Raw genomic sequence first — 22622 nt, forward strand, 5'->3', positions numbered from 1 at the left:
TATAAGGATATTTCTTATAAATTTTCTTTAGCTTTTAGAGCTTCCAGTTCTTCTAAAGCACGATTTGCAATCAGTGCATTTTTTTCTTTTTTCTTACGTACTTTTTGAGGCCACGACTCCATAATGCCAAAGTTGACATTCATTGGTTGGAAGTTAGAGCCTTCGTAGTTAGAAATATAGTGGCTAAGAGAGCCAATAGCCGTCGTCTTAGGGAATTCAATAAACGGTTTTTCCTCTAAATAGCGAGCTACTTGAAGACCTACCATGAGACCGCTAGCAGCAGACTCCAAGTAGCCTTCTACACCTGTCATTTGACCAGCAAAGAATAGACGTGGTTCTTTTTTTAGTTGAAATGCGTGATTTAATAGTTCAGGAGAATTGATATATGTATTGCGATGCATAACACCATAACGAACAAATTCTGCATTTTCGAGTCCTGGAATCATACCGAATACACGCTTTTGTTCACCCCATTTTAAATGAGTTTGGAAGCCTACCAAGTTAAACATGGTGCCTTCCTTATTTTCCTTACGCAATTGTACCACTGCGTAAGATTCCTCATTGGTACGTTTATCCACTAAGCCTACAGGCTTTAATGGTCCATAACGTAATGTATCTTCACCACGGCTTGCCATGATTTCTACGGGCATACAGCCTTCAAAGTAGATTTCTTTTTCAAAATCCTTTGGCTGTACAGCTTCAGCTGTTGTAAGCTCATGCCAGAACGCTTTATATTCCTCTTCTGTCATAGGACAGTTAAGATAATCCGCATCGCCTTTGTCATAACGAGAAGCAGCAAAAACTTTATCGTAGTTTAAAGATTCAGCCGTTACGATAGGTGCAGCAGCATCGTAGAAGTAAAAGCCTGTTTCACCAGTTAAGGCTTTAATCTTATCTCCTAATGCTTCAGACGTAAGTGGACCAGAAGCAAAGATAACAGTTCTCTCTGTAGGAATCTCAGTTACCTCTTCGTGATGAACTGTAATATTAGGATGGCTCTTTACCTTCTTAGTCACCATTTCACTAAATAAATGACGATCAACGGCTAATGCACCACCGGCAGGTACAGCAGTTGCATCGGCACATTCCATAATGATAGAACCTAAACGACGCATTTCTTCTTTCAAAAGGCCTACCGCATTTTCAATATTACCAGCACGCAACGAGTTACTACATACGAGCTCTGCAAATTGATCTGTTTGGTGCGCCGGAGAACTCTTCACAGGGCGCATTTCATATAAGTCTACATGAATACCTCGGTTAGCGAGTTGCCAAGCCGCTTCGGAGCCTGCAAGGCCTGCACCAATAACAATAACATTTTTATTATTCAATTGTAGTTTCCTCTTTTTTAGCTTTACTAGACTTTTTAGATTCTTTTACAGGTTCTTCACTAGCTTCGCTCTTTTTCTTTCTTGTTTTCTTTGGTGGTCGAGTCGGACAAGTTTCATTGGAACAGAACTTTTTAACTGTACCATTTTTATATGTCTTTTCAACCATTATAGAACCACATGTTTCACAGAAATCATGGGTTGGCTTATCCCATAGTGTAAAGTCACATTGTGGGTATCGATTACAGCCATAGAAAATGCGTCCACGACGAGACTTACGTTCTACGATTTCCCCTTCTTTACATTTAGGACACGTTACCCCAGTTCCCACTGTAATAGGTTTTGTGTTTTTACATTCTGGAAAATTAGAGCATGCTAAGAACTTACCGTATCGACCAAATTTATATACCATTGGACTATGACAAAGTTCACATATCTCATCGCTTTCCATAGATGCAATTTCAATGCGGTCTACATCACTTGCATCTTCTAGTTCTTGCGCAAAGACCTCGTAGAAATCAGATAATACTTTTACATACGTATCCTTACCAGATGCGATAGCATCAAGTTCTTCTTCTAAATCACGGGTAAAGCCAGTATTGATGATTTTTTCAAAATATGTAATCAAGAAGTCTACCACCACAAAGCCTAACTCTGTAGGCACGAATTGTTTATTCGTATTTTCCACATAGTTACGGCTTACGATAGTATCTAGAATTGGTGCGTATGTACTAGGGCGACCAATGCCAAGTTCTTCTAATGTCTTGATAAGACTCGCCTCGGAGTAACGTGGAGGTGGTTGTGTAAAATGTTGTTCAGGCAATACCTCTACCGTATGGGCAGCATCATTCTTTTTCAGAGCTGGCAATTGAGGTGCATCCTCTTTTTTCACATCTTCATAAACGGCACTGAAACCTGGGAAGATAACACGAGAGCCAGTTGCTTTAAAGGTATAGTCATCTTTAACATTCAACTCAATCGTTGTGGATTCATTTTGTTGAGGCGCCATTTGGCTCGCCATAAAACGATTCCAAATCAACGTATATAGCTTAAGTTCATCGCGACTCAAGAATGGTTCCACCATTTTAGGTGTTAACTCGAGAGATGTAGGACGAATCGCCTCATGCGCATCTTGTGCAGAACCTTTAGAACCGTACACATTTGGTTTAGATGGATAATATTCCTCCCCATAGTTACGAAGAATAAAGTCCTTAGCCATAACTTGCATCTCTTTAGAAATACGCGTAGAGTCTGTACGCATGTACGTAATCAAACCTACGTGGCCATAGGAGCCAATTTCTAAACCTTCATATAAATGTTGGGCAATCATCATCGTACGCTTAGCACCAAAGTTCAATTTACGCACACCATCTTGTTGCAACGTAGATGTTGTAAACGGAGGTGCCGCTTTACGAGAACGTTTGCGCTTTTCAATATTTGTCACTACTGCATCTTCACCGCCAATAGCATCAACCACCGCTTGTGCATCGCTTTCAGTAGTAATATCGATTTTCTCGCCTTTAATATGTGTCAACTCCGCTGTGAAAGATTCTTTTTTAGGTGTTTCAAAATTACCTTTAATAGTCCAATATTCTTGTGGTTCGAAGGCTTGGATTTCGCGCTCTCGTTCACAGATGAGTCGAACTGCTACAGATTGTACACGACCAGCGCTGAGACCCTTACATACTTTTTTCCAAAGTAATGGACTCAATTTATAGCCTACGATACGATCTAATACACGGCGCGCTTGTTGAGCATCTACCATATTCATATCGATGGTACGTGGAGCCTCCAAAGCCTCTGCTACGGCATTTTTAGTGATTTCATTAAACGTAATACGACATGTAGACTTAGGATCTACATTGAGAATGTACGCTAAGTGCCAAGAAATGGCTTCCCCTTCGCGGTCAGGGTCAGTTGCAAGCAATACGGCACTGCTTTCATCAGCATAGGAAACGAGTTCATCTATAACCTTTTTACGAGTTACAAGATTGCTGTAGCGCGGTGTAAAGCCATGCTCTATATCGATGCCCATTTGAGATTTAGGCAAGTCTCGTAGATGGCCCATACTTGCTTTTACCACATAGTTAGGACCTAAGAATTTTTCAATTGTTTTAGATTTAGCAGGAGATTCTACAATAACCAAGACTTTGCCGTTCGGATTATATACGCGAGGTTCCCGTTGCTCCGGTGGCACAGAAGTTTGTAGTACAGATTTATCCCGTACAATCCCCATTGGAGTAAGGGCTTCTTTAGTAACCTTACGCTTTATAGTAGTACTCTCTTTCTTAGTATTTTTCTTTTCTGTATCTTTACTAGTACTAGCTGCTTTCGGCTCGCCAATAACGATAGATCGTTTAATGGACAAGTATATCACTCCTAGTCATATTAATATAGCCTCTCGGCGGATGATTCTCTATAGCCCCTTCCATTTCTAATGTTAGTAATAAGGGCTGTAGTTGTTGTAATGGAATACGAGTCGCTTTCAAAATATCACTAACCGTAATACATCGATCATGAGGTATTTCATTCAATATTACACTCCTATCCACATTAAAGCTTAACATAGAGCACCCTTTTCTATCAACACTTTGACTATGATTCCCTATTTGAACGCTAGCTTTTACGCCTTTATTACCTTTATTATTTGTTGGTAAAAGTTTATGTTCACTAGAAAAATATTCCCGCATTGTTAAATGGTATTGTTCAACTATATCCTCATAACCAGTAAGTACATATGCACCATTTTTCATTAAGAATTTATTTCCATCTGCTGTATGGTCTAATAGATTACATGGTACCACAAATACATCTCGACCTTCACTAACCGCCATATCTGCCGTAATCAAAGAACCACTACTAGACTTGGCCTCCACTACGATAACACCTCTGCATAATCCACTAATGATACGATTCCGTGCTGGGAAATGTTTTGCGGACGGCGGTGTACCTGGCGGGTATTCGGAGAGAAGTAACCCATTATTTTGTAATATACGATCAAATAATTTTGCATTTTCTCGAGGATAGGTAATATCTAAACCACATCCCATAACAATGATTCCATACCCCTGACTAGCCAGAAGGCCTTCATGACCATGTGAGTCTATACCACGCGCCCCACCACTAACAATAATGGTACTATATTTACCTAATTCCTTGCCGAGCATTCTCGCCACATTCCGACCATATAAGGAGCAACTCCTTGCTCCAACAATAGCAATACGATTTAAGCGTCCATCTAAGAGTGCCCAATTACCTCTCATAAATAAAATGGCTGGCGGATTATATATATGATTTAAAATAGACGGAAAGTCTTTGTCTAAAAAGGTAGTAAAATCCATCTGGTATTCGTCTACTTTATGGATAATATAATCTAATTTTTCATCTTTAGCCGATGCTGAAATGGCACGTTTATCAGATGCAGAAATATGTGTATAAGATTTTAAGTTTTCTACATTCTTAATAGCTTGCCACGCATTATAAGGGGATCCAAAATCCTCTATAAATCGCCTTACATATGTGGCTCCAACATTGTATAAGCTTTGTAATCCTGCAATATAAATATTGTCATCGTATCTAATCATATAAACACCTAGTAATTCTTTCTAAGTATATAATCATTAATTTTATATAGAATCAAACAACTACTTTTGGCAAATAAACAACTACTAAATTTATGAGATACTTACTTTATTTGCCAGTTCTAAATAACATTGCTTCAGAAATATGATGTGGTTCTACTTTTGGATTTTCTTCTAAATCAGCAATTGTACGAGCCACCTTTAATATGCGATCAAAAGCTCGCCCACTTAAATGAAAATGGTCAAATATATTGCCTAAAACACTCCAAGCCTTATCTGTAATATTGCATAGTTCACTAATTGCCTTATGAGGAACTGCTCCATTCGAATTAAAGTCAAAACTTTCATATCGTTTCTGTTGCATAGCAGTGGCCATGATAACTTGTTGTCTCATACTTTCACTCGTCATATTTGAAGATGATGTATCTAACAGCTGTTCAAGGGTCGGTCTCTCAACGGGAATATGCAAATCAATACGATCCATAATCGGCCCTGATAACCGTTGCTGATAGTTTTTAACCATCGTTTCTGTACAAACACATTCCTTATGAGGATCATGGTAATACCCACAAGGACAAGGATTGGCCGCAAGAATACAAATAAAATTAGCTGGATATATATAATTTCCTTGAGACCGATTTATAGTAATCGTTCTAGACTCTAAAGGCTGTCGTAATGCATCGATTACTTGGCGTTGAAACTCAGGCGCTTCATCCATAAATAATACACCTCCGTGAGCTAATGTTACCTCTCCAGGACGTCCCTGAATTCCTCCACCGACCATACTAGCCAAAGTAGCCGTATGATGAGGATGTCTAAAAGGTCTAGATGTAACTAGCCCATTATCGCCCAGCAAACCTATTACATCTTGTATACGACTCACTTCAACAATTTCATTCCAAGTCATAGGAGGCAATATGGTCGGCAATCTTTCGGCCATCATCGTTTTACCCCCACCTGGAGGCCCTATCATAATACAATGATGATGACCTGCAGCACTGATGAGCATGGCTCGTTTGCCTAACTCTTGACCTTGTACATCACCAAAATCAACTGTATATGTTTGATTAGTCTTTATAGTTATACTTTCATCCGTAACAGACGTATCAACACAATTATTACTAATCATAGTTACTTGCGGTTTGCTGATTGTATCTACATTTTCATTATTGCCAGTTAATGGCATAGACTCTAGAGTTGATTTATTGGTATTATGTTTATCTACATGTTCTGTTTTGATACTTATTTGTTTATTTTTATCAACTACCTTTGGCTTAATTTGTTCCTCTAAAATAGTAATAATTTCTTGTAGTGATAATCCACCATATATAGTTAAATTAGGAATAGACTGTAGCACTTTACCATTTTCAATACTTGTATAAATTTTTGAATAATTAGCATCTAATCCTGCTAACGACATAGCTAAAGTCCCAAAGGTCGGTAATAGCGAACCATCTAACGCTAATTCTCCCATAAACAAACTCTTATCAAATAAAGCCGAAATTTTAGCTTTACGCCCCTTTATCTGTCCTGATGCAAGCAGAACCCCTAAAGCGATCGCTAAATCGAGTCCAGCACTACTTTTACGAATTGTAGCCGGAGCTAAATTGACTACGATGCGTCTCATTGGAAATTCGTATCCACTATTTTTAATGGCCGCTCGTACACGTTCACGAGCCTCTTTAACCGATTGATTAGGTAGTCCAACGATATCAAAGACCGGCAAACCTTGTGATATATCGACCTCTACAGTAATGATGCATCCATCAATGCCGTGTAAGGTGGCTCCATATAATTTTGCGTACATAAACAGACCTCACTAAAAACACTGTGGTAAATAATGAATAGAACTTTGAAAGTCTTCGTGTAAATACACCTCTATTACATCAAAGGATATTTCCTTCCAACGGCGCTTTTTTTGATTTAAATCATATAGAAACAACATAGCAGCTCGTTTAATATGCTTTTGTTTTTTCTTGGTAACTGCCTCACGTGCTAGTCCATGTTGCATACCTCGGCGAGCTTTAATCTCTATAAAATGATAGACTAAATCACGTTTAGCAATGATGTCGATTTCCCCTAATCGGGTTCGATAATTTGTATCTACTACCGTAAGTCCTATTTTTTCAATATAGTTAGTGGCTACTCGTTCTCCCCATTTGCCCAGTTCTTTTGAATCGAGTTCATTAAATGCTTTACCAGTACTAATCGTTTTCATATATACCTCCTAATAAGGTGTATCTGCAACAACAACTCATAGAATTTTAATATCTACACTATATTAATCTTTCAACAGGTAATACTTACTTGTAGAGTAAGATACGTAAGATGTAAAAGTAAATACAAAAGAGGTTCCTAATAGTCACATAAGTGACCAATAGGAACCTCTTTACGGTTATAAACTATATGCAATTTATAATGATATAACGAATAAAACTAATACGACTATAGGACTTAACTTAATAGTCGAATCATAAAGTAAATCTATTACCCATATATAAATAACTAAGATTTACTCAGGTTTAACCCAACGCACAATAGATTTAATAGGCTCAAAGCTCTTACGATGAAGCGGTGTTACCCCTTGTTGCTCGATAGCTTCTTTATGTAATTCCGTATAGTAACCTTTATGAATACCAAAGCCATAACCAGGGAACTCAACATCAAGGCTCTTCATATATCGATCTCGCGTAACCTTTGCAATGATGGATGCAGCAGCAATATTAGCGCTTTTACTATCGCCCTTAATAATGGATTCAACAGGAATCGTTAAATCAGGCAATTTCATAGCATCAGCCACTACTGCTTCAGCTGGTACGCTGAGCGTACGAATAGCCTCATACATCGCTTGTCGCGTTGCTTCATAAATATTGAGTTCATCAATCTTTTCTGGGCCGTAGGAAATACAGCTAACAGCAACAGCTTCGTCCATGATGATATCATAGAGCGCTTCACGCTTTTCTTCCGTTAGCTTTTTAGAGTCATTAAGGCCTGGAATTAATGTCATAGGTGGCAAGATAACAGCAGCTACCGTTACAGGACCCGCAATAGGGCCACGCCCCACTTCATCAACGCCAGCCACATGATAGATACCTTGATCATAGAACATGCCTTCATAGTCATACATACCCATGAGGCGTTGCTGTTCTTTTAACTCTTTTTCTTGCCGCTTAATATAAGAAGCAGCCAATTTTTGTACAGAACTACGAGTATCCTCTTGAGCAAAAGACAAAATCTCTAAGGCTTGTTCAGTTTCAAAGAGAGCTTTAATATCTGCTACTTTTAACTTAGAAAATATATCCTTATCCATTATGACTCTCCTCACCATCTGCAGGGTAGTACGGTTCTTCATCAACTTGATCGAGAGTAATTGTACCTAACTTAGTATTGCGATAGTCTTGCAAGATAATACGGCGAGCCTTGTCAAAATCTACAATGCCACCGCTTACAAGACAACCTCGACGACGTCCGATGCTTTCAAGAATCGTATCAACATCGGTCATCTCTTCTTCCTTTAATTTATAACGCTCTACCAAAATATTTGGCGTGTTCGTCAATAAGTAATTTAATAGCTGTTTTATAACATGCTCTAAATCATAAACATCATCGGAAATGGCACCTGTCATAGCGAGGCGAGCCGCTGCACGTTGGTCCTCTAATTTTGGCCATAATACACCTGGTGTATCAAGCAATTCAAGATTTTTACCGATTTTAACCCACTGTTGACCACGTGTATGACCTGCCTTATTAGCTGTACGCGTTGCAGCAGAACCAGCTAAAGAGTTAATCAATGTAGATTTACCAACATTAGGAATGCCTAAGATGATAGTCCTAACAGAACGACTGCGAATACCTTTCGCTACCCAACGATCAATGATAGGTTTACTTAGACGTTCTACGGTAGATAATAATTTTTTATTGCCTTTGCCAGATTTAGAATCGATAGCCAATACTGTAATGCCTTGTTTAGTAAAGAATTCAGTCCATTCCTTTGTGGCTTTAGGATCAGCTAAGTCAACTTTATTTAACAGTACAATATGTGGTTTTTGACCAACGAGTTCAAGGATCACAGGATTCGCACTAGAGCGAGGAATACGCGCATCTAATAACTCGATAACAACATCTACCTTCTTGATATACTCTGTAATCATACGAGTAGCTTTCGCCATATGCCCAGGGAACCAATGTACGATAGGTGAATCTGCCATTTTATATCCTTTCTACATACTTTATATACATCTCATAGAGATACTTAGTATATTTTATATTTATCTTTTTACAGCTCTATATTCCTCTATTATAACTCTTTAATTCATAGAATAATAAAATAGAACTATTCATATCTAATCTTAGCAAAAATAAAAGGCTGCCAACGGCAGCCTTTTATGAACATTAGCGTTTTTCGCGAATACGAGCAGCTTTACCAGTAAGGTTACGTAAGTAGTACAATTTAGCACGACGAACAACACCACGACGCATAACTTCGATTTTAGCTAAACGTGGGCTGTGTAGTGGGAATGTACGTTCTACACCTACACCGGATGCAATACGACGAACTGTAAAAGTTTCACGTACGCCACCGTTTTGACGTTTGATTACCAAACCTTCGAACACTTGGATACGTTCACGAGTACCTTCCACTACTTTTACGTGTACGCGAACTGTGTCACCAGCGCGGAAAGTAGGGATGTCTGTACGAAGTTGTTCTTGTTCAAGTACGTTAATAATGTTCATTGTTTCCTCCTGTTTGCAGACATTCAATACCTACACCTTATAGGCAGCGGACTGTCTCAAATTAACAGCAATATAGTATCATAAATCACGTACTGTTAGCAAGTATTTTCTATATTATTTTAATAATCCAAATATTTACGTATTATTTACGTATAATTGGTCGTTTTAACTTACCTAATAAGCGGTATAAATTCTCCTGTTCTTCATCCGATAAATCAGAGAACATTACATTAAGAAATTCGTTATATGTATGTAAAAGAGTTTTGCCTAAACGTTTCCCCTCATCTGTTAATGTTATTACAGATATACGTTTGTCCATATAATCAATATGTTTTGTAACATATCCCAATTCAATGAGAATATCTGTCTGCTCCGACACAGTAGCGGGACGCATATTTAAAGCATCTACTAACTGCTTCTGTGATGCTCCTTGGGAACGCATATATAATTCAATAATAATTCTATCACGAGACTTTTCTTTGCCGCTTGGCACCTTACATAAGGCTTTATATAATTCATCATGATTCATAATCATCTATCTCCTCATACAACTTTGTATATTATAAAGTATTCGCCATAGTCTCTAAAAATCCTGCATAAAATTTGCATATTCTTCGTAAAAGCAAAAAAGAGGTACGCACGGTACCTCTTCTCCTGTATATCATTGTAAAAAATTTAACTTTTACTAAAATATGTTATTTTAATGCGCTAATATCTCCAATAATAGCCATTACGTTGTACGCTAAACGAACGAGTTGTAACCGGTTAGCTTTAATAGCTTCATCTTTATCCATAACCATTACATCTTCAAAGAATTTGTTGATGGCTGGAACTAAAGTAGCTGGAACTGCCACGACTGCATCATAATCGCCAGCTTCCCAAGCAGCACTACTTATTTCAGATGCTTTAGAAGCAGCTTCAAACAATGCTTTCTCAGCATCTTCTTTCAACAAATCATTATTAACACCAGTATATTCCACATCTTTTACAAGATTGTACATACGTGTATACGCTTGAACAAGTTCAACGTTTTCATCGATGCGGTTAGCTAACAATGCATTTACAAGACCTTCAGCATCAGCAACGGACAATTCGTTGTTAGATAACAATAAGTCAATTACATGATGAGGAACTTCGCGATCAAGGAAGATATTTTTCAAACGAAGCATGAAGAACTCTTCTACTTGGCCAAGCAATTCGTCTTGTTTTTCAGCTGGTACATTAAGCAATTCCATAGATGCTTTGAAGATTGGACGTAAGCTGATATTCCATTCGCTACCAAGCAAGATGTTCAAAATACCAATTGTTTGACGGCGCAATGCATATGGATCTTGAGAGCCTGTAGGAATTAGGCCACGGCTGAAAGTGGCAACGATGTTATCTACTTTATCGATGATGGACAATACTTTACCTGCTTCAGTTTGAGGCAATACATCGCCTGCAAAACGTGGTAAATATTGTTCGAAAATAGCTTCTGCTACTTCAGGAGATTCACCATCAAGTAAAGCGTATTCTTTACCCATTACACCTTGTAATTCAGTGAACTCTGTAACCATACCTGTTGTAAGATCAGTTTTAGCAAGCTCTGTAGCACGTTCTAACACAACAGCTGCATCTTCGTGTAAACCACATTCTTCACCAAATACACGGCCCAATTTAAGTAAACGTTCAGTTTTATCCGCTAAGTTACCAAGACCTTCTTGGAATACAATTTTAGTCAAACCATCTTGACGGTCGATAAGAGGTTTCTTGCGATCTTCGTTAAAGAAAAATTTAGCATCATCAAGACGTGCACGCAATACACGTTCATTACCAGCTTGAACTACTTCGATAGAATGATCGGAGCCGTTACGAACTGTTAAGAACATTGGCAACAATTTGCCGTCTTGGTCAACTAATGGGAAGTAACGTTGATGGTCTTTCATAGGTGTAATGATAGCTGCATCTGGAAGTGCCAAGTAGGACTCTTCAAAGCCACCACACAATGCTGTAGGCCATTCAACAAGATAGTTGATTTCTTCTAACAAATCATCATCCCAAACGATAGATGCATTTTTAGAAGCTGCAATGTCATGTAATTGTTTGGAAATCAATTCACGACGTGCGTCTTGATCAACCATAACAAAGTTTTCTTTTAATGTGTCTACATAGGATGATGCATTTTTGATAGTGATTTCATCAGCACCTAAGAATCGATGACCACGTGTTACATTACCAGATTTAACAGTAGCAAATTCTACAGGAATTACTTCTTCATCAAGTAATGCTACAAGCCAACGTACAGGACGTACAAACTTAGCATCTAAATTGCCCCAATGCATGGATTTAGGGAAATTAAGACCTGTAATTAATTGTGGTAACATATCTGTTACGATATCTTTTGCAGGTACACCAGCAGTTTTAGTTTCAGCATAAATATAGCCGTCTTCTACAACTAGGTTAGCTACATCAAGACCTTTACCACGAGCAAAACCGATAGCTGCTTTTGTAGCATTGCCGTCAGCATCGTATGCAATGGATGCAGAAGGACCTTTATGACGTTCGCTAATTTCCGCAGATGTGTCAGCAAGACCTTTCACGATAAGAGCCAAACGACGTGGTGTGCCGTATGTCGCGATGCTTTCAAAAGGAAGATGGGCATCATTTAATTTTGTTTCAGCCAATTGTTTCAATTGACCTAAGATATGTGGCATAAAGCCGGCAGGAATTTCTTCTGCACCGATTTCAAATAATAAATCCTTTGCCATCTTATTTATCTCCTTTCAAAAGTGGGAAACCTAATTCCTCGCGTTTAGCAAGGTATTGTTGTGCACAAATACGAGCTAATGCACGTACGCGGCCGATGAAAGCAGTACGTTCACTGATAGAAATAGCGCCACGGGAATCAAGCAAGTTGAATGTGTGGGAACATTTCAATACATAGTCGTAAGCTGGTAATACATAACCGGCTGCACAAACGCGTTTTGCTTCTGCTTCGTACATATCAAACAATTTAAAAAGCATATCTGTATCAGCTAATTCAAAGTTATAAACGGATTGTTCAACTTCGTTAGCATGCCAAACGTCACCATATGTAACATTTTCATTCCATTTAAGATCATAAACGTTTTCTACGCCTTGAATGTACATAGCCAAACGTTCTAAACCGTATGTAATTTCTACGGACACTGGTTTACAGTCGATAGAACCAACTTGTTGGAAATATGTAAACTGAGTTACCTCCATACCGTCGAGCCATACTTCCCAACCAAGACCCCAAGCACCCAATGTTGGAGATTCCCAGTTATCCTCTACGAAGCGGATATCGTGATCTTCAGCGTGAATGCCCAATGCAGCCAAGGATTGTAAGTACAATTCTTGGATGTTATCTGGAGATGGTTTCACGATAACTTGGAATTGGTGATGTTGGAACAAACGGTTAGGGTTATCACCATAACGACCGTCTGCTGGACGACGAGAAGGCTCTACATAACATACAGCCCATGGTTCAGGACCAATAGCATGCAAAAATGTAGCAGGGTTCATTGTGCCTGCGCCCTTTTCGATGTCATATGGATTTTGAACGATACAACCTTGATCGCTCCAGAATTTTTGTAGATTTAAAATAATCTCTTGAAATGTCATTGCTGCCTCCACTTTACACAACCGACATAAAATCAACCATTTCGTTACAAACAAAAAAGTCCCTGTAACGAAAAACGTTACAGGGACGAGTATACCCGCGGTTCCACCCTATTTGGCTTGCGCCCTCTTTTTTCTATGTTGGCCTTTACTAACAGATACCTGCGTTCCTGCCAATGCTCTACAGCGCCTTCAACCAAATGTGAGCTTACACCATCCTCACTCGCTAGAGAGGTTTACTACTCTGCTTCATCGCATATATTATACACAATATTGTAGCAATAGAGAGGGATGAATGTCAAACTATTATCTAAAACTTTTACCCCAAATATATGTTGAAAAATAAATTAATACCTATATCTAGCTAAATATATAACTTGAATAAAATTATATAGAAAATAAGATAGCCATTAAAAATAGCAATATAGTAAAGAAAGTAAATAAATAGTAAATCCATTTATGGTTACTATTTTTAAATATTAGCGAAAACAAGTAGGTACTGAATGATAATAGTAAAAACTCAACTAGATATTTAAATTGTTTATTTATATCATCTAAGAACTTAAAATCCACAAAAAATACAACTAAAAATATTCCTAAACTAATTAATCTATATTTTTCATTTATGTCCTCATTAGATCTTCGAATATATTGAATTACACTATAGGCAAATGCTAAAAACAAGGATATAGTAGCAAAATAATATACTAATTTCATTTATTATTTTCACCTCGTTTTCTAATCTCTTCATCTGTCGGAATATCTTGTCGTAGCTCCATTTTTTTTATATCTCCTGCTATTCCACCGGAAATACTTCCTAAAGTTCCTAAAGAATAAGATGAAACTGCTGTCGCAATTGGTCCATAAGGATATCCTAGTTTGAATCCTTCTGCAGTACCATAAGCACCTCCTATTGCAGAGCCTATTGGAGGAATTAAATTTGTCCCCCAAGCTTTAACTAAATTGGTTCCACTATAGGTATAATAGTCTTGCACAAAATCATTTGTCATGCTTCCTATACTAAAAACCCCCCCCCAATCTATTAACTACTCTAAAAGCAGGTTTAGCATTCTCAGTATAATATAAATACCCCTTTAAAGGTTGATTGGTCAACTCAGATGTAGTATTAGTTAAAACCGACTTTTCTAAATCTCTAGTACTTATACTATTAGTAGGTTTACTAACTTCTATAGTATCATTAGGATTATTAGAATTTAAATTATAGTCAAATATTTTGGGTGTACTAGTGTGGTTATTATATAAAATATCTTTATCAACACTTAAAGTTAAATTATTAATAGAATTATTATTGATTCTATCACGTTTCTGTTTTTCATATCCATATAATGCACGCCCTTTTTCTACACCATATTTATCAATATAGTCATTTAGCAAGGAGTCTTCATATGCTTTATTAGAAGAAACAATTCTAGAACTAGCCTCTTGTTTGTACATACTAAATGAATCTTCTAGGCCATTTGATGTAACATATTTATATACTAAATTGTTCATAATATCTTGGAATGAACCCGATCCAATTACTTCTGGTATACTACTTTCCAATTCACCATTTAAAAGTATGGATGTTTCATTATTAGTTTTATAGATTGAATTATGATTGTATTCATACCACATAAGGGTATCATAATAAGCAAGTTTTCTAACCCATTCGTCTAAACTAATTTCTCCATACTTAAAACTTCTATAATCACGTAACAAGTTTAGCTGATCGTCATGGGTCAACCAATTATTATCAACGGCTGAATTTATCAAAGGCACTGCTATTGATTGATCACTAATACTTTTCCCTAAAATTATACTAACTAACTTTTGCATGTCAGGATTATCGATTTTTCTTAGAAGTGGTTGTGTAACTTCATTTATTGCACTAATTTTAAATCCATTAAAAGAATCATATCCAGAAAGCTTCGATATAGTTGCACCAAGCGCACCATGTAAAGCAACTTTATAAATTCCACCATCATCCCATTTTTTAGCCTTGTCCAAGTATTCTTTTGCTAATTTTTCATTATTAGCATTTTCAGCAGATTCAGCTAATATTACATATTTTTTTTGTTCGCTAACAGCAATATCACCAATTAATTTATATCCATGATCAGAAATTTTAGATAAAAGAATTTGTTTTTCTTCTACTGTTTTCTTATCAAAAATCGGTGCTAGTTTATTTAATGCTTGTTCCGTATCATGATTAATCTTTTCTAAAGATTCTTTCTCAGCAATTTCAATGATACCTTCACTGATGGCAGAATGAGTAGTTGATTTAGAATTACCTTTCACAGGAATCCCCATTTTAGGGCTGCCAGTAATACCTATCGGATTATTTTTAGAGCGTTTAGTTGTAGATAAACTATATCCAGAAGTTTTTGCTGAATAGGATGCTTTATTTTGAATATCATTCATTTTTAAAGAATTAGAGGATAATTTATTCTTGGATTTATCAGGACTCCCTTTAATTATACCACCTGTAAGTGTAGTTGCATTATTTACCTGTACATTATATCCACCATCACCTGCGTATATACCAGCCTGATCTGTAACACTTGCATAGTGACTGTCTGTAGTGCCTCTCGAATTATCAAATCCAACTCTTACAGGTCCACTCATTCCATAAGATACAGATATACCTTTATTTTTACTTATTTTATGGTAGTCATTCGTATCTTGTAAACTTTCAATATTCAAATTATGTCCAACTTTTGTGGTCACACTTTCACCGATGACCTTAGAACCAATAATTTCTGTATCATTTCCAGAGACAGTATTGACTTGTTTACCACGAATAACAGTTCCAGTATGCGTCTTAGTTGTCTCTAATGCATTTTCTTTACCTTTATACACATTAGCATCTAAACCAATAACACCATTACCATGAGGACTAACTGTAGCACCAACAGACCATCCTGAGCTTGTATATGTGTCGAGTTGTACTAAAGAGTTTGTTCCTGCATCTATACGTAGGTTATTTGATGCATTTAAATTAACCTGTGGAGCCTCTACAACACTACCTGTAATCTGAATATTACCTTTGTCACTATTATCACTATCTGCAGTAATATTTACTTTATTTTTGCTCCCTATAGAACTACCTATATAGTTCTCTTGATTAAGTTCACTAACTTGTTTAAATTTGCTTGAACCAATACCTACTTGTATATTGAGTAAACGATCTTTTTTAGCTCTATTATTTACATTATTAATCGCTGATTTTACATCTGGATGCATAGCATTGCTCTCTTCAGGATGTTCAGCCTGATATGCTTTATTAAGTTCATCAGCCTTAGCAAGTATATCTATTTCTTTTTCTACAAGTTTTTCTATCTTAGCATTTTTATAAGAAGACCCATCATTATAAGCATGTTTTAAAGTATTTGCAGCCTCAAGATACTCTAATGTTGATAAGTTGCTATTTTTTCTAGAGTTAGCACGTTTACCCAGTTGCTGAATATTATTTAATTCATTAACAATCTGACCACCAACACTTACAGTAAGACCGGAACGCTTCTCCTCGTGACTTTGCACTACATGTGCAGTATTATGTTTTCCATCAACCGTTACATTTCGAGCAGATAAGTCTATCGGTTTATTACTAAAATAGTTTGTTGTTGTACTGTGGATTGAATTACCAGCATTAACATTTATCTCGCCCTTAGAGGAAGAAATATTAGTAGCAACTTGATTTTTATACCTTCCATCTGTTGTATCAGTCACTTTCTTACTACCAATAGTAAATCCTATACCAGCGCCCATTAACCCAGATTTTTTACTATATTGATATACATCATCACGTTGTGATTCTTCACCTGAATCCGTACGCACGTCATTACCTGCAGATACGGATACATCTTTTGTTCCTAAAATATTAGAACCTGTTACCGAAACATTGCGATTAGCTTTTACATTAATTGTATCTCCACCAATTGTTGAAGATAAAACACCTGTATGTTCATGATCTGTACGTATGATATTAGTTGTACGTGATAGTAAACTTTTTTCTTTGTATTTTAGACCATATTCATCACGACTATAACTGTTCCCATTAGTGATAGTAACATCATTTCCGGCTTCAACAGATGTGACACCATGTTCACTATTAACAATACCATTGCGGATATTTACATCATTTCCTGCATGTAAATTAACATGACTATCACTTAAAATAGCTGTACCTAATTCAGTACGACGATCAGTGCGATTATAATTATCACTATTAACAGTCATATCCTTTTTAGAAGACAATGCCTCTGTTGTTACATTAATATTGTGCCCAGCATCAATGGTTGCTTTAGAATGATCTCCAGTATGAACAATAGCACCTTTAAGGTTAACATCTCGTTTAGCAGATAAAACTAAATCACCATCTTTTGCTACACCAATAGTACCTTGACGACTAACAATATCGTGATGTTCTAGTCTATCTACATGAGCACCTACATTAATATCACGACCAGCATTAATAGTAACCTGTTTATCACCATGAATATTGCCTGTATTCATTACATCTTGTGATGCCTTAATAGTCACTTTACGTCCATCTATACGACCTGTATTTTCTACATCATTAGCCCCTAATACAATTGTATCTGCAGTCATAATGCCTTGATTTAGAATATCTGCATTAGTGTTGCTAACAATAGCTTTACCACTTATGATTCCACCCATTGCATCAACAGATTTTGCAGGTTGTTTCGCTAAATATACTTTAGGATATAGAACTTGTTGAGCTTTTCCATCTACTACAACTGTTTTAGTTTCTAACCACACCATATCAGTCGTTATAGCTTTCATTTGTTCTTTAGATAAGGCAATTCCAGGTGTTAATTTAAAAGCTTTACCAAAAGCTACACCAGCCTCTAATAATGCTTTATATTCAGCTTCATTATCTGTATAACCTTCTAAATACTGTTTACCTGTAGCTGATACTATTTGCTCATTAATAAGTTGCTGTTCATAGAATCCATCACCTAAACGTTTGAATCTTCTTTCAGGATTATTTGTCAACGCATCAATCATAAATTGAGAGGATAAAAAATTCTTTCGATTAGTAAAAGCAGGGTCAGTCTCTATCAAAGCATTAGCCGTAATAGCAGGATGAATATCATATAGTGCCTCTGTTGGTAACGATAAACCATCTATGGTTTGACTTGCTTTACCTTTGCCCCCACCCAGACCATATGGATCTAAACTATCATTGACCTTTGCAATAGTAGCTTTGGATACTTTATCTTCAGCGTGCTCTTTTAGAGTACCAATTGGTTTTACATTTTCTTCAGTAATCGACGGTGTCATAAAGACTTCAGGGCCCCAAACACGTATACGTTTACTTCTATAACCATGACGTTTCCTTTTCTTTTCGGTTCTACTCTCTTGAGTAGTTCCAGTAATAAAGGTTTTATCACTAATCATATCTGATATGTTTTGTATAGAGCCCTTTGTTTTAAAAGTTCCTCCTGAAATCACGCTGCTATTATCATTATAAAGTATACCAGTAGTTACTAAATCACCACCACTACTAATGATACCTGGATCATCATTGGTAATCTTTTTGTGAGTTTGTTCGGCTTCACTTCTAATGATTGTAAACTGATTTATTCGGTTCTCATTCTTATTCATTTCCTTATTATAAGCTTCATCTTCAGGCGTTTTAACTGGTTTTACATGCGGTGTACCATAACCACTTGAATCATCAGCATATGGGAACTCAGACTTATCAAATACCTGACCTTCTAATTTATGATTTGGATGAGTAACTTTTATTTTATCTGGATTTTTAGTAATCCCATCTGAAACACGCTTGGTTCCTAACGCAACATTATTATTTTCTACTGTAGGAGTATCAAGTTTAATAGACTTTGTAGCTTTAATAGTCGCCCCTTTATTATGTATACCATCTTTAGCAATAAAGTCCATAGTTCCACCACTATAAATGAGACCTTTACCAGTATTATCTATTGTATTTGAAGTTATATTAACGTGATTACGACCCGCAATTACACCAGACTTATGAGAATCTAGTTCTGCCTTAAGAGCAGTAACTTTCTCTTGTACATCATCATACGCTTTTGTTAAATCATTAATCCGTTGACGATGTGCGTCTAACTCAGGCTTGGTCTTATATTTAGATATATCAGCATTCCATTCAGCATCAAGTTCATTTTTTGCCTTTTCTAGCTCTTTACCAGCTTTATGATAGCGTTCTTCTATTTCACTATTAGTATGATTTGTAACTATATTAGCTTTAATATCTACTGTATCACCATAAATACGTCCACCTTCATGATTATCTATAGATTTAGCATTTATAGTTGTAGTATTTCCAGAGTTGATAAGACCATTATTGTTTACCTTTTCTTGACTATGTACAGTTGTAGAGGAATCACCTTGAACCACGCCATTTGAATGAATTGCTATACTTTGTCCATCTAAAATAGTATTGCCATTACTTGTAACACCACCATCAACTATAATTTGACCATCACTAGTAATACTAGAGGCTTGTGTAGAACTTACTACACCTTTAACATTTACACCAAGACCAGTGTTGGTACCTTTCAGAGTAATAGAGTTTGCATACATACCACCAATAGCAGAGACATCTAAGCCAATATTATTAGAATTACTAATCTTTTGTGTGTCTAATGTATTAGCAACTATTTTATTCTTACCAGTGCGAGCTTCAATCGAATTTGCCCAGACTCCAGCATTTACACTCGCTGCTTCTGTTAAAATTTGTAACGAGTTAGCCTCTTTGGCATTAAGACCATTTCTATTAATAGCAACAGTTCCTCGCTCCACCCGATATGAGTTTAGATTTCCTGATGAATCATATTCAGGTTTACCTGTAGTTAATACTGCTCGATCTGTATTGATAAATCCACCACCATCTACAGTAATACCATTAGGATTTGCTATAACTACTGAAGCTTTACGACCTGCTACCTCAATAAACCCGTTCATATTGGTTGGATTGTGTGAAGTAACCTCGTTAACAATGACACTGGCAGAACCACGCATCATATTAGTATTACCAGGAACATATCCACCAAGCTTGGTATTAGACATTTGGTAAGAGTTATTAAGAATTACACCATTTTGTGGTACGTTAAAGTTAGTATAATCATTTCTAGATACTCCACCAGCGCTAGGACCTACGACATTTACTAATGTGACACCGTTAGCAGCTTGTCCAATCATGGCTTGTCTTTCATGTGGCGCATTTCGATCTACCTCTATAGGATTTTCTGCATATACAAACGGTACGACTAAAGGATCAACGATTATTAACCCCATAGTAAGCCATACTGCAATTTTATATTGTAATCGTTTTTGTTTCATATTTACTCTCTCAATTAATACGTATACTATATTAGAACCGCACACCTGCTTGGAAACCTGCGGTTACAGAATCAGTTTTGTAACCACTTGGTTTATATAAAGGAGCCCCAACAAATACATCATAGAATAATCCAGATTTAAATTGCCCTCTTATCCCAAGACTAGTACCAGCAATAAATTTTCCTGTTAATACCTCTGTACTTGGACCATATACGGCGCCAAAATCAATATTAGCATAAACACTTGATTTCCATTTAGGGATGTAACTAGCAACCTCATTACGCATATACCAGCCACTTTCAGCCATTAGTGTATTTTCACCATCAAATCCTTGTACAGTATATCGATTCCCAAGGCTAATCATATCTCTAGAGAATAAACGTTTATCCCCTAATGTCCATTGTCCATAGAAAGATGTAGTAATACTTGCTGGTCTATGTCCCCATATACGTGGAATTTGATAATCGACATCTAACAATAGTTGAGTATATCGAGTACTAGGCGCGCCATTACCATATTCTGGTTGCGAACCAAACCAACCAACCCCTTGTTTAATAGCTGCTCTAGAGTATAATGTATTTTTCTTTATGTATCTTCGTTCTGATATACCTACTTCTAAAGAAGCTGTATTAGCACGTTGTACAGCAATTTCTACATCATTAATATAATTTTTAGCATTACGCTTGCTGATAATAATCTCCCAACTACGCTTAGTCGTTCGATCTCGATGAAATACATGATTCCACGAACCTCTTACAGTCTTGGCATGACTAGAACTAATAAATGGAGTAGACATAGAATTAATCGTTTGATGATATTTCATATCACTATAGGAAATACTAAAGGTATCCTTCCCTCTAGGTATTGAATAAGAAATAGTATGGTTTCGACTACCTTTTCGTTCACCATCTTGAGCAGCATCTCGATTAATACTTAAGTTTAATGAATCATTAGCATTAAATATCCTATCAACTCCAATTGCAGCCGTCCACTGCAGTTTACCAGTATCTTTTAGTCCAGAATCATCTATGGATATCATTCCATGAATTGGTGGTTTTTTAGTAGTTTCAAGTACAATATTCGTAGCTAACGGTTTTGTTCCTGGCTCAAGCTCAACAGACACATTTTGAGAACCAATTCGCTTCATTTGCTCTATCCCCTGTTCTATATTTCGAATATTAAGGATATCCCCTTCACGAATAGGAAATGCATTTTGCCATGGCAATGGTTGTGCATACGTTTTATATAAGACAGACTCTACGCGACCGAGTTGTAAATTAAATTGTAGATTACCTGAAGCTAATGATTGGGATGGAATACCAATCCGAGACGTGACGTATCCATGTTCTATAAGTGCAGTATTTAAGCTAGTAGATAATCTATTTACATCTTCAACTGTAAGTTTGCGATTTACAAATGGTTTAATTGTTTTACGTAGAAACGTAAACTCGTTAGGCACATCTAATTGTATCTTCTTTTTTTGTGCTTCATAATATAATGGACCTTTAATTAATCGTACACTTGCTGCAGAACTATTATCCACAAATGTCGTCTGATCCATAGTAGTATTTATCATATTACTATATGTTAATTCTACAGACTGACTAATAGGTTCTTCAACAACACGGATATGAGATACAAAAAAAGATGGCTCTACATGTGCTGGCTGTTGTGCCGGTACTGTATAACCATCTTGTGGTGTTAAAGAACCAGATGAAAAATCTATTCCACCTGTTTGTACTGTAATTCGTCCCTCTCCAAGCCGCGCCTCTCTCGCTAGTTGTTGTTCTCTCGATCTATCTAGTTGTTCTTGAGTATCAATAGGTTTAGCACCCAAAATATGTATTGGTACCATACACACTAAACTTAGACAGAATAATAACTCTCTCTTTTTCATATTGCTCCTTTTGTAATAAAATATAAATCTGTTTTATATTTTATTATGTTTTTATCTTGACAGTCAATAGAGAGTTTAAACTGTAAAACCACCTACCAAAGATAAATC

General features: G+C 36.6%; 14 protein-coding genes. All 14 read right to left on the reverse strand.

The genetic code is table 11. The features are described from left to right. Window positions 1-14: 14 nt before the first annotated feature. A complete protein-coding gene (gene trmFO / locus ACGHIY_RS04800; protein ID WP_195394813.1) occupies window positions 15-1331 on the reverse strand; it encodes a methylenetetrahydrofolate--tRNA-(uracil(54)-C(5))-methyltransferase (FADH(2)-oxidizing) TrmFO in 1317 nt (438 codons plus the stop codon). Continuing rightward, entirely contained in the window at window positions 1324-3696 is a 2373-nt protein-coding gene (topA, locus tag ACGHIY_RS04805) for a type I DNA topoisomerase (protein ID WP_024061638.1), read from the reverse strand. The genes trmFO and topA overlap by 8 nt, the downstream gene beginning before the upstream one ends. Then, window positions 3686-4912, reverse strand: coding sequence for a DNA-processing protein DprA (dprA, locus tag ACGHIY_RS04810; protein ID WP_390525314.1), 1227 nt, complete (start codon window positions 4910-4912; stop codon window positions 3686-3688). The genes topA and dprA overlap by 11 nt, the downstream gene beginning before the upstream one ends. A gap of 106 nt (window positions 4913-5018) precedes the next feature. Further along, the gene (locus tag ACGHIY_RS04815; RefSeq protein WP_316063711.1) at window positions 5019-6716 is read right to left on the reverse strand and encodes a YifB family Mg chelatase-like AAA ATPase; all 1698 of its coding nucleotides are present in this window, start codon (window positions 6714-6716) and stop codon (window positions 5019-5021) included. A gap of 12 nt (window positions 6717-6728) precedes the next feature. Further along, window positions 6729-7127 (reverse strand): YraN family protein, encoded by a 399-nt coding sequence (locus ACGHIY_RS04820; protein ID WP_004695915.1) that lies wholly within the window; start codon window positions 7125-7127, stop codon window positions 6729-6731. Between the two features lie 294 nt (window positions 7128-7421). Next, the gene (locus ACGHIY_RS04825; RefSeq protein WP_287507693.1) at window positions 7422-8219 is read right to left on the reverse strand and encodes a ribonuclease HII; all 798 of its coding nucleotides are present in this window, start codon (window positions 8217-8219) and stop codon (window positions 7422-7424) included. Beyond that, window positions 8212-9117: a ribosome biogenesis GTPase YlqF gene (gene ylqF / locus ACGHIY_RS04830; protein WP_060919830.1), complete on the reverse strand. Its 906-nt coding sequence runs from the start codon at window positions 9115-9117 to the stop codon at window positions 8212-8214. The genes ACGHIY_RS04825 and ylqF overlap by 8 nt, the downstream gene beginning before the upstream one ends. Before the next feature lie 184 nt (window positions 9118-9301). Beyond that, entirely contained in the window at window positions 9302-9643 is a 342-nt protein-coding gene (gene rplS, locus ACGHIY_RS04835; protein ID WP_004695921.1) for a 50S ribosomal protein L19, read from the reverse strand. A gap of 142 nt (window positions 9644-9785) precedes the next feature. After that, a complete protein-coding gene (locus ACGHIY_RS04840; RefSeq protein ID WP_118091475.1) occupies window positions 9786-10172 on the reverse strand; it encodes a MarR family winged helix-turn-helix transcriptional regulator in 387 nt (128 codons plus the stop codon). Between the two features lie 166 nt (window positions 10173-10338). Then, window positions 10339-12390 carry a glycine--tRNA ligase subunit beta gene (gene glyS, locus ACGHIY_RS04845; RefSeq protein WP_316689412.1) on the reverse strand — a complete coding sequence of 684 codons (2052 nt, stop codon included), beginning with the start codon at window positions 12388-12390 and terminating at the stop codon, window positions 10339-10341. A gap of 1 nt (window position 12391) precedes the next feature. Beyond that, window positions 12392-13267, reverse strand: coding sequence for a glycine--tRNA ligase subunit alpha (gene glyQ, locus ACGHIY_RS04850; RefSeq protein WP_021148183.1), 876 nt, complete (start codon window positions 13265-13267; stop codon window positions 12392-12394). A gap of 710 nt (window positions 13268-13977) precedes the next feature. Continuing rightward, on the reverse strand, window positions 13978-14274 hold the full coding sequence (locus ACGHIY_RS04855; RefSeq protein WP_077708451.1) for a hypothetical protein: 297 nt from the start codon (window positions 14272-14274) through the stop codon (window positions 13978-13980). Between the two features lie 10 nt (window positions 14275-14284). After that, window positions 14285-20617, reverse strand: coding sequence for a hemagglutinin repeat-containing protein (locus ACGHIY_RS04860; RefSeq protein WP_390525315.1), 6333 nt, complete (start codon window positions 20615-20617; stop codon window positions 14285-14287). 31 nt (window positions 20618-20648) lie between these two features. After that, window positions 20649-22514: a ShlB/FhaC/HecB family hemolysin secretion/activation protein gene (locus tag ACGHIY_RS04865; protein ID WP_390525316.1), complete on the reverse strand. Its 1866-nt coding sequence runs from the start codon at window positions 22512-22514 to the stop codon at window positions 20649-20651. Window positions 22515-22622: the final 108 nt, after the last annotated feature.

The sequence above is a fragment of the Veillonella parvula genome (assembly GCF_042850485.1).
GTDB classification, from domain to species: Bacteria; Bacillota; Negativicutes; order Veillonellales; family Veillonellaceae; genus Veillonella; species Veillonella parvula_Q.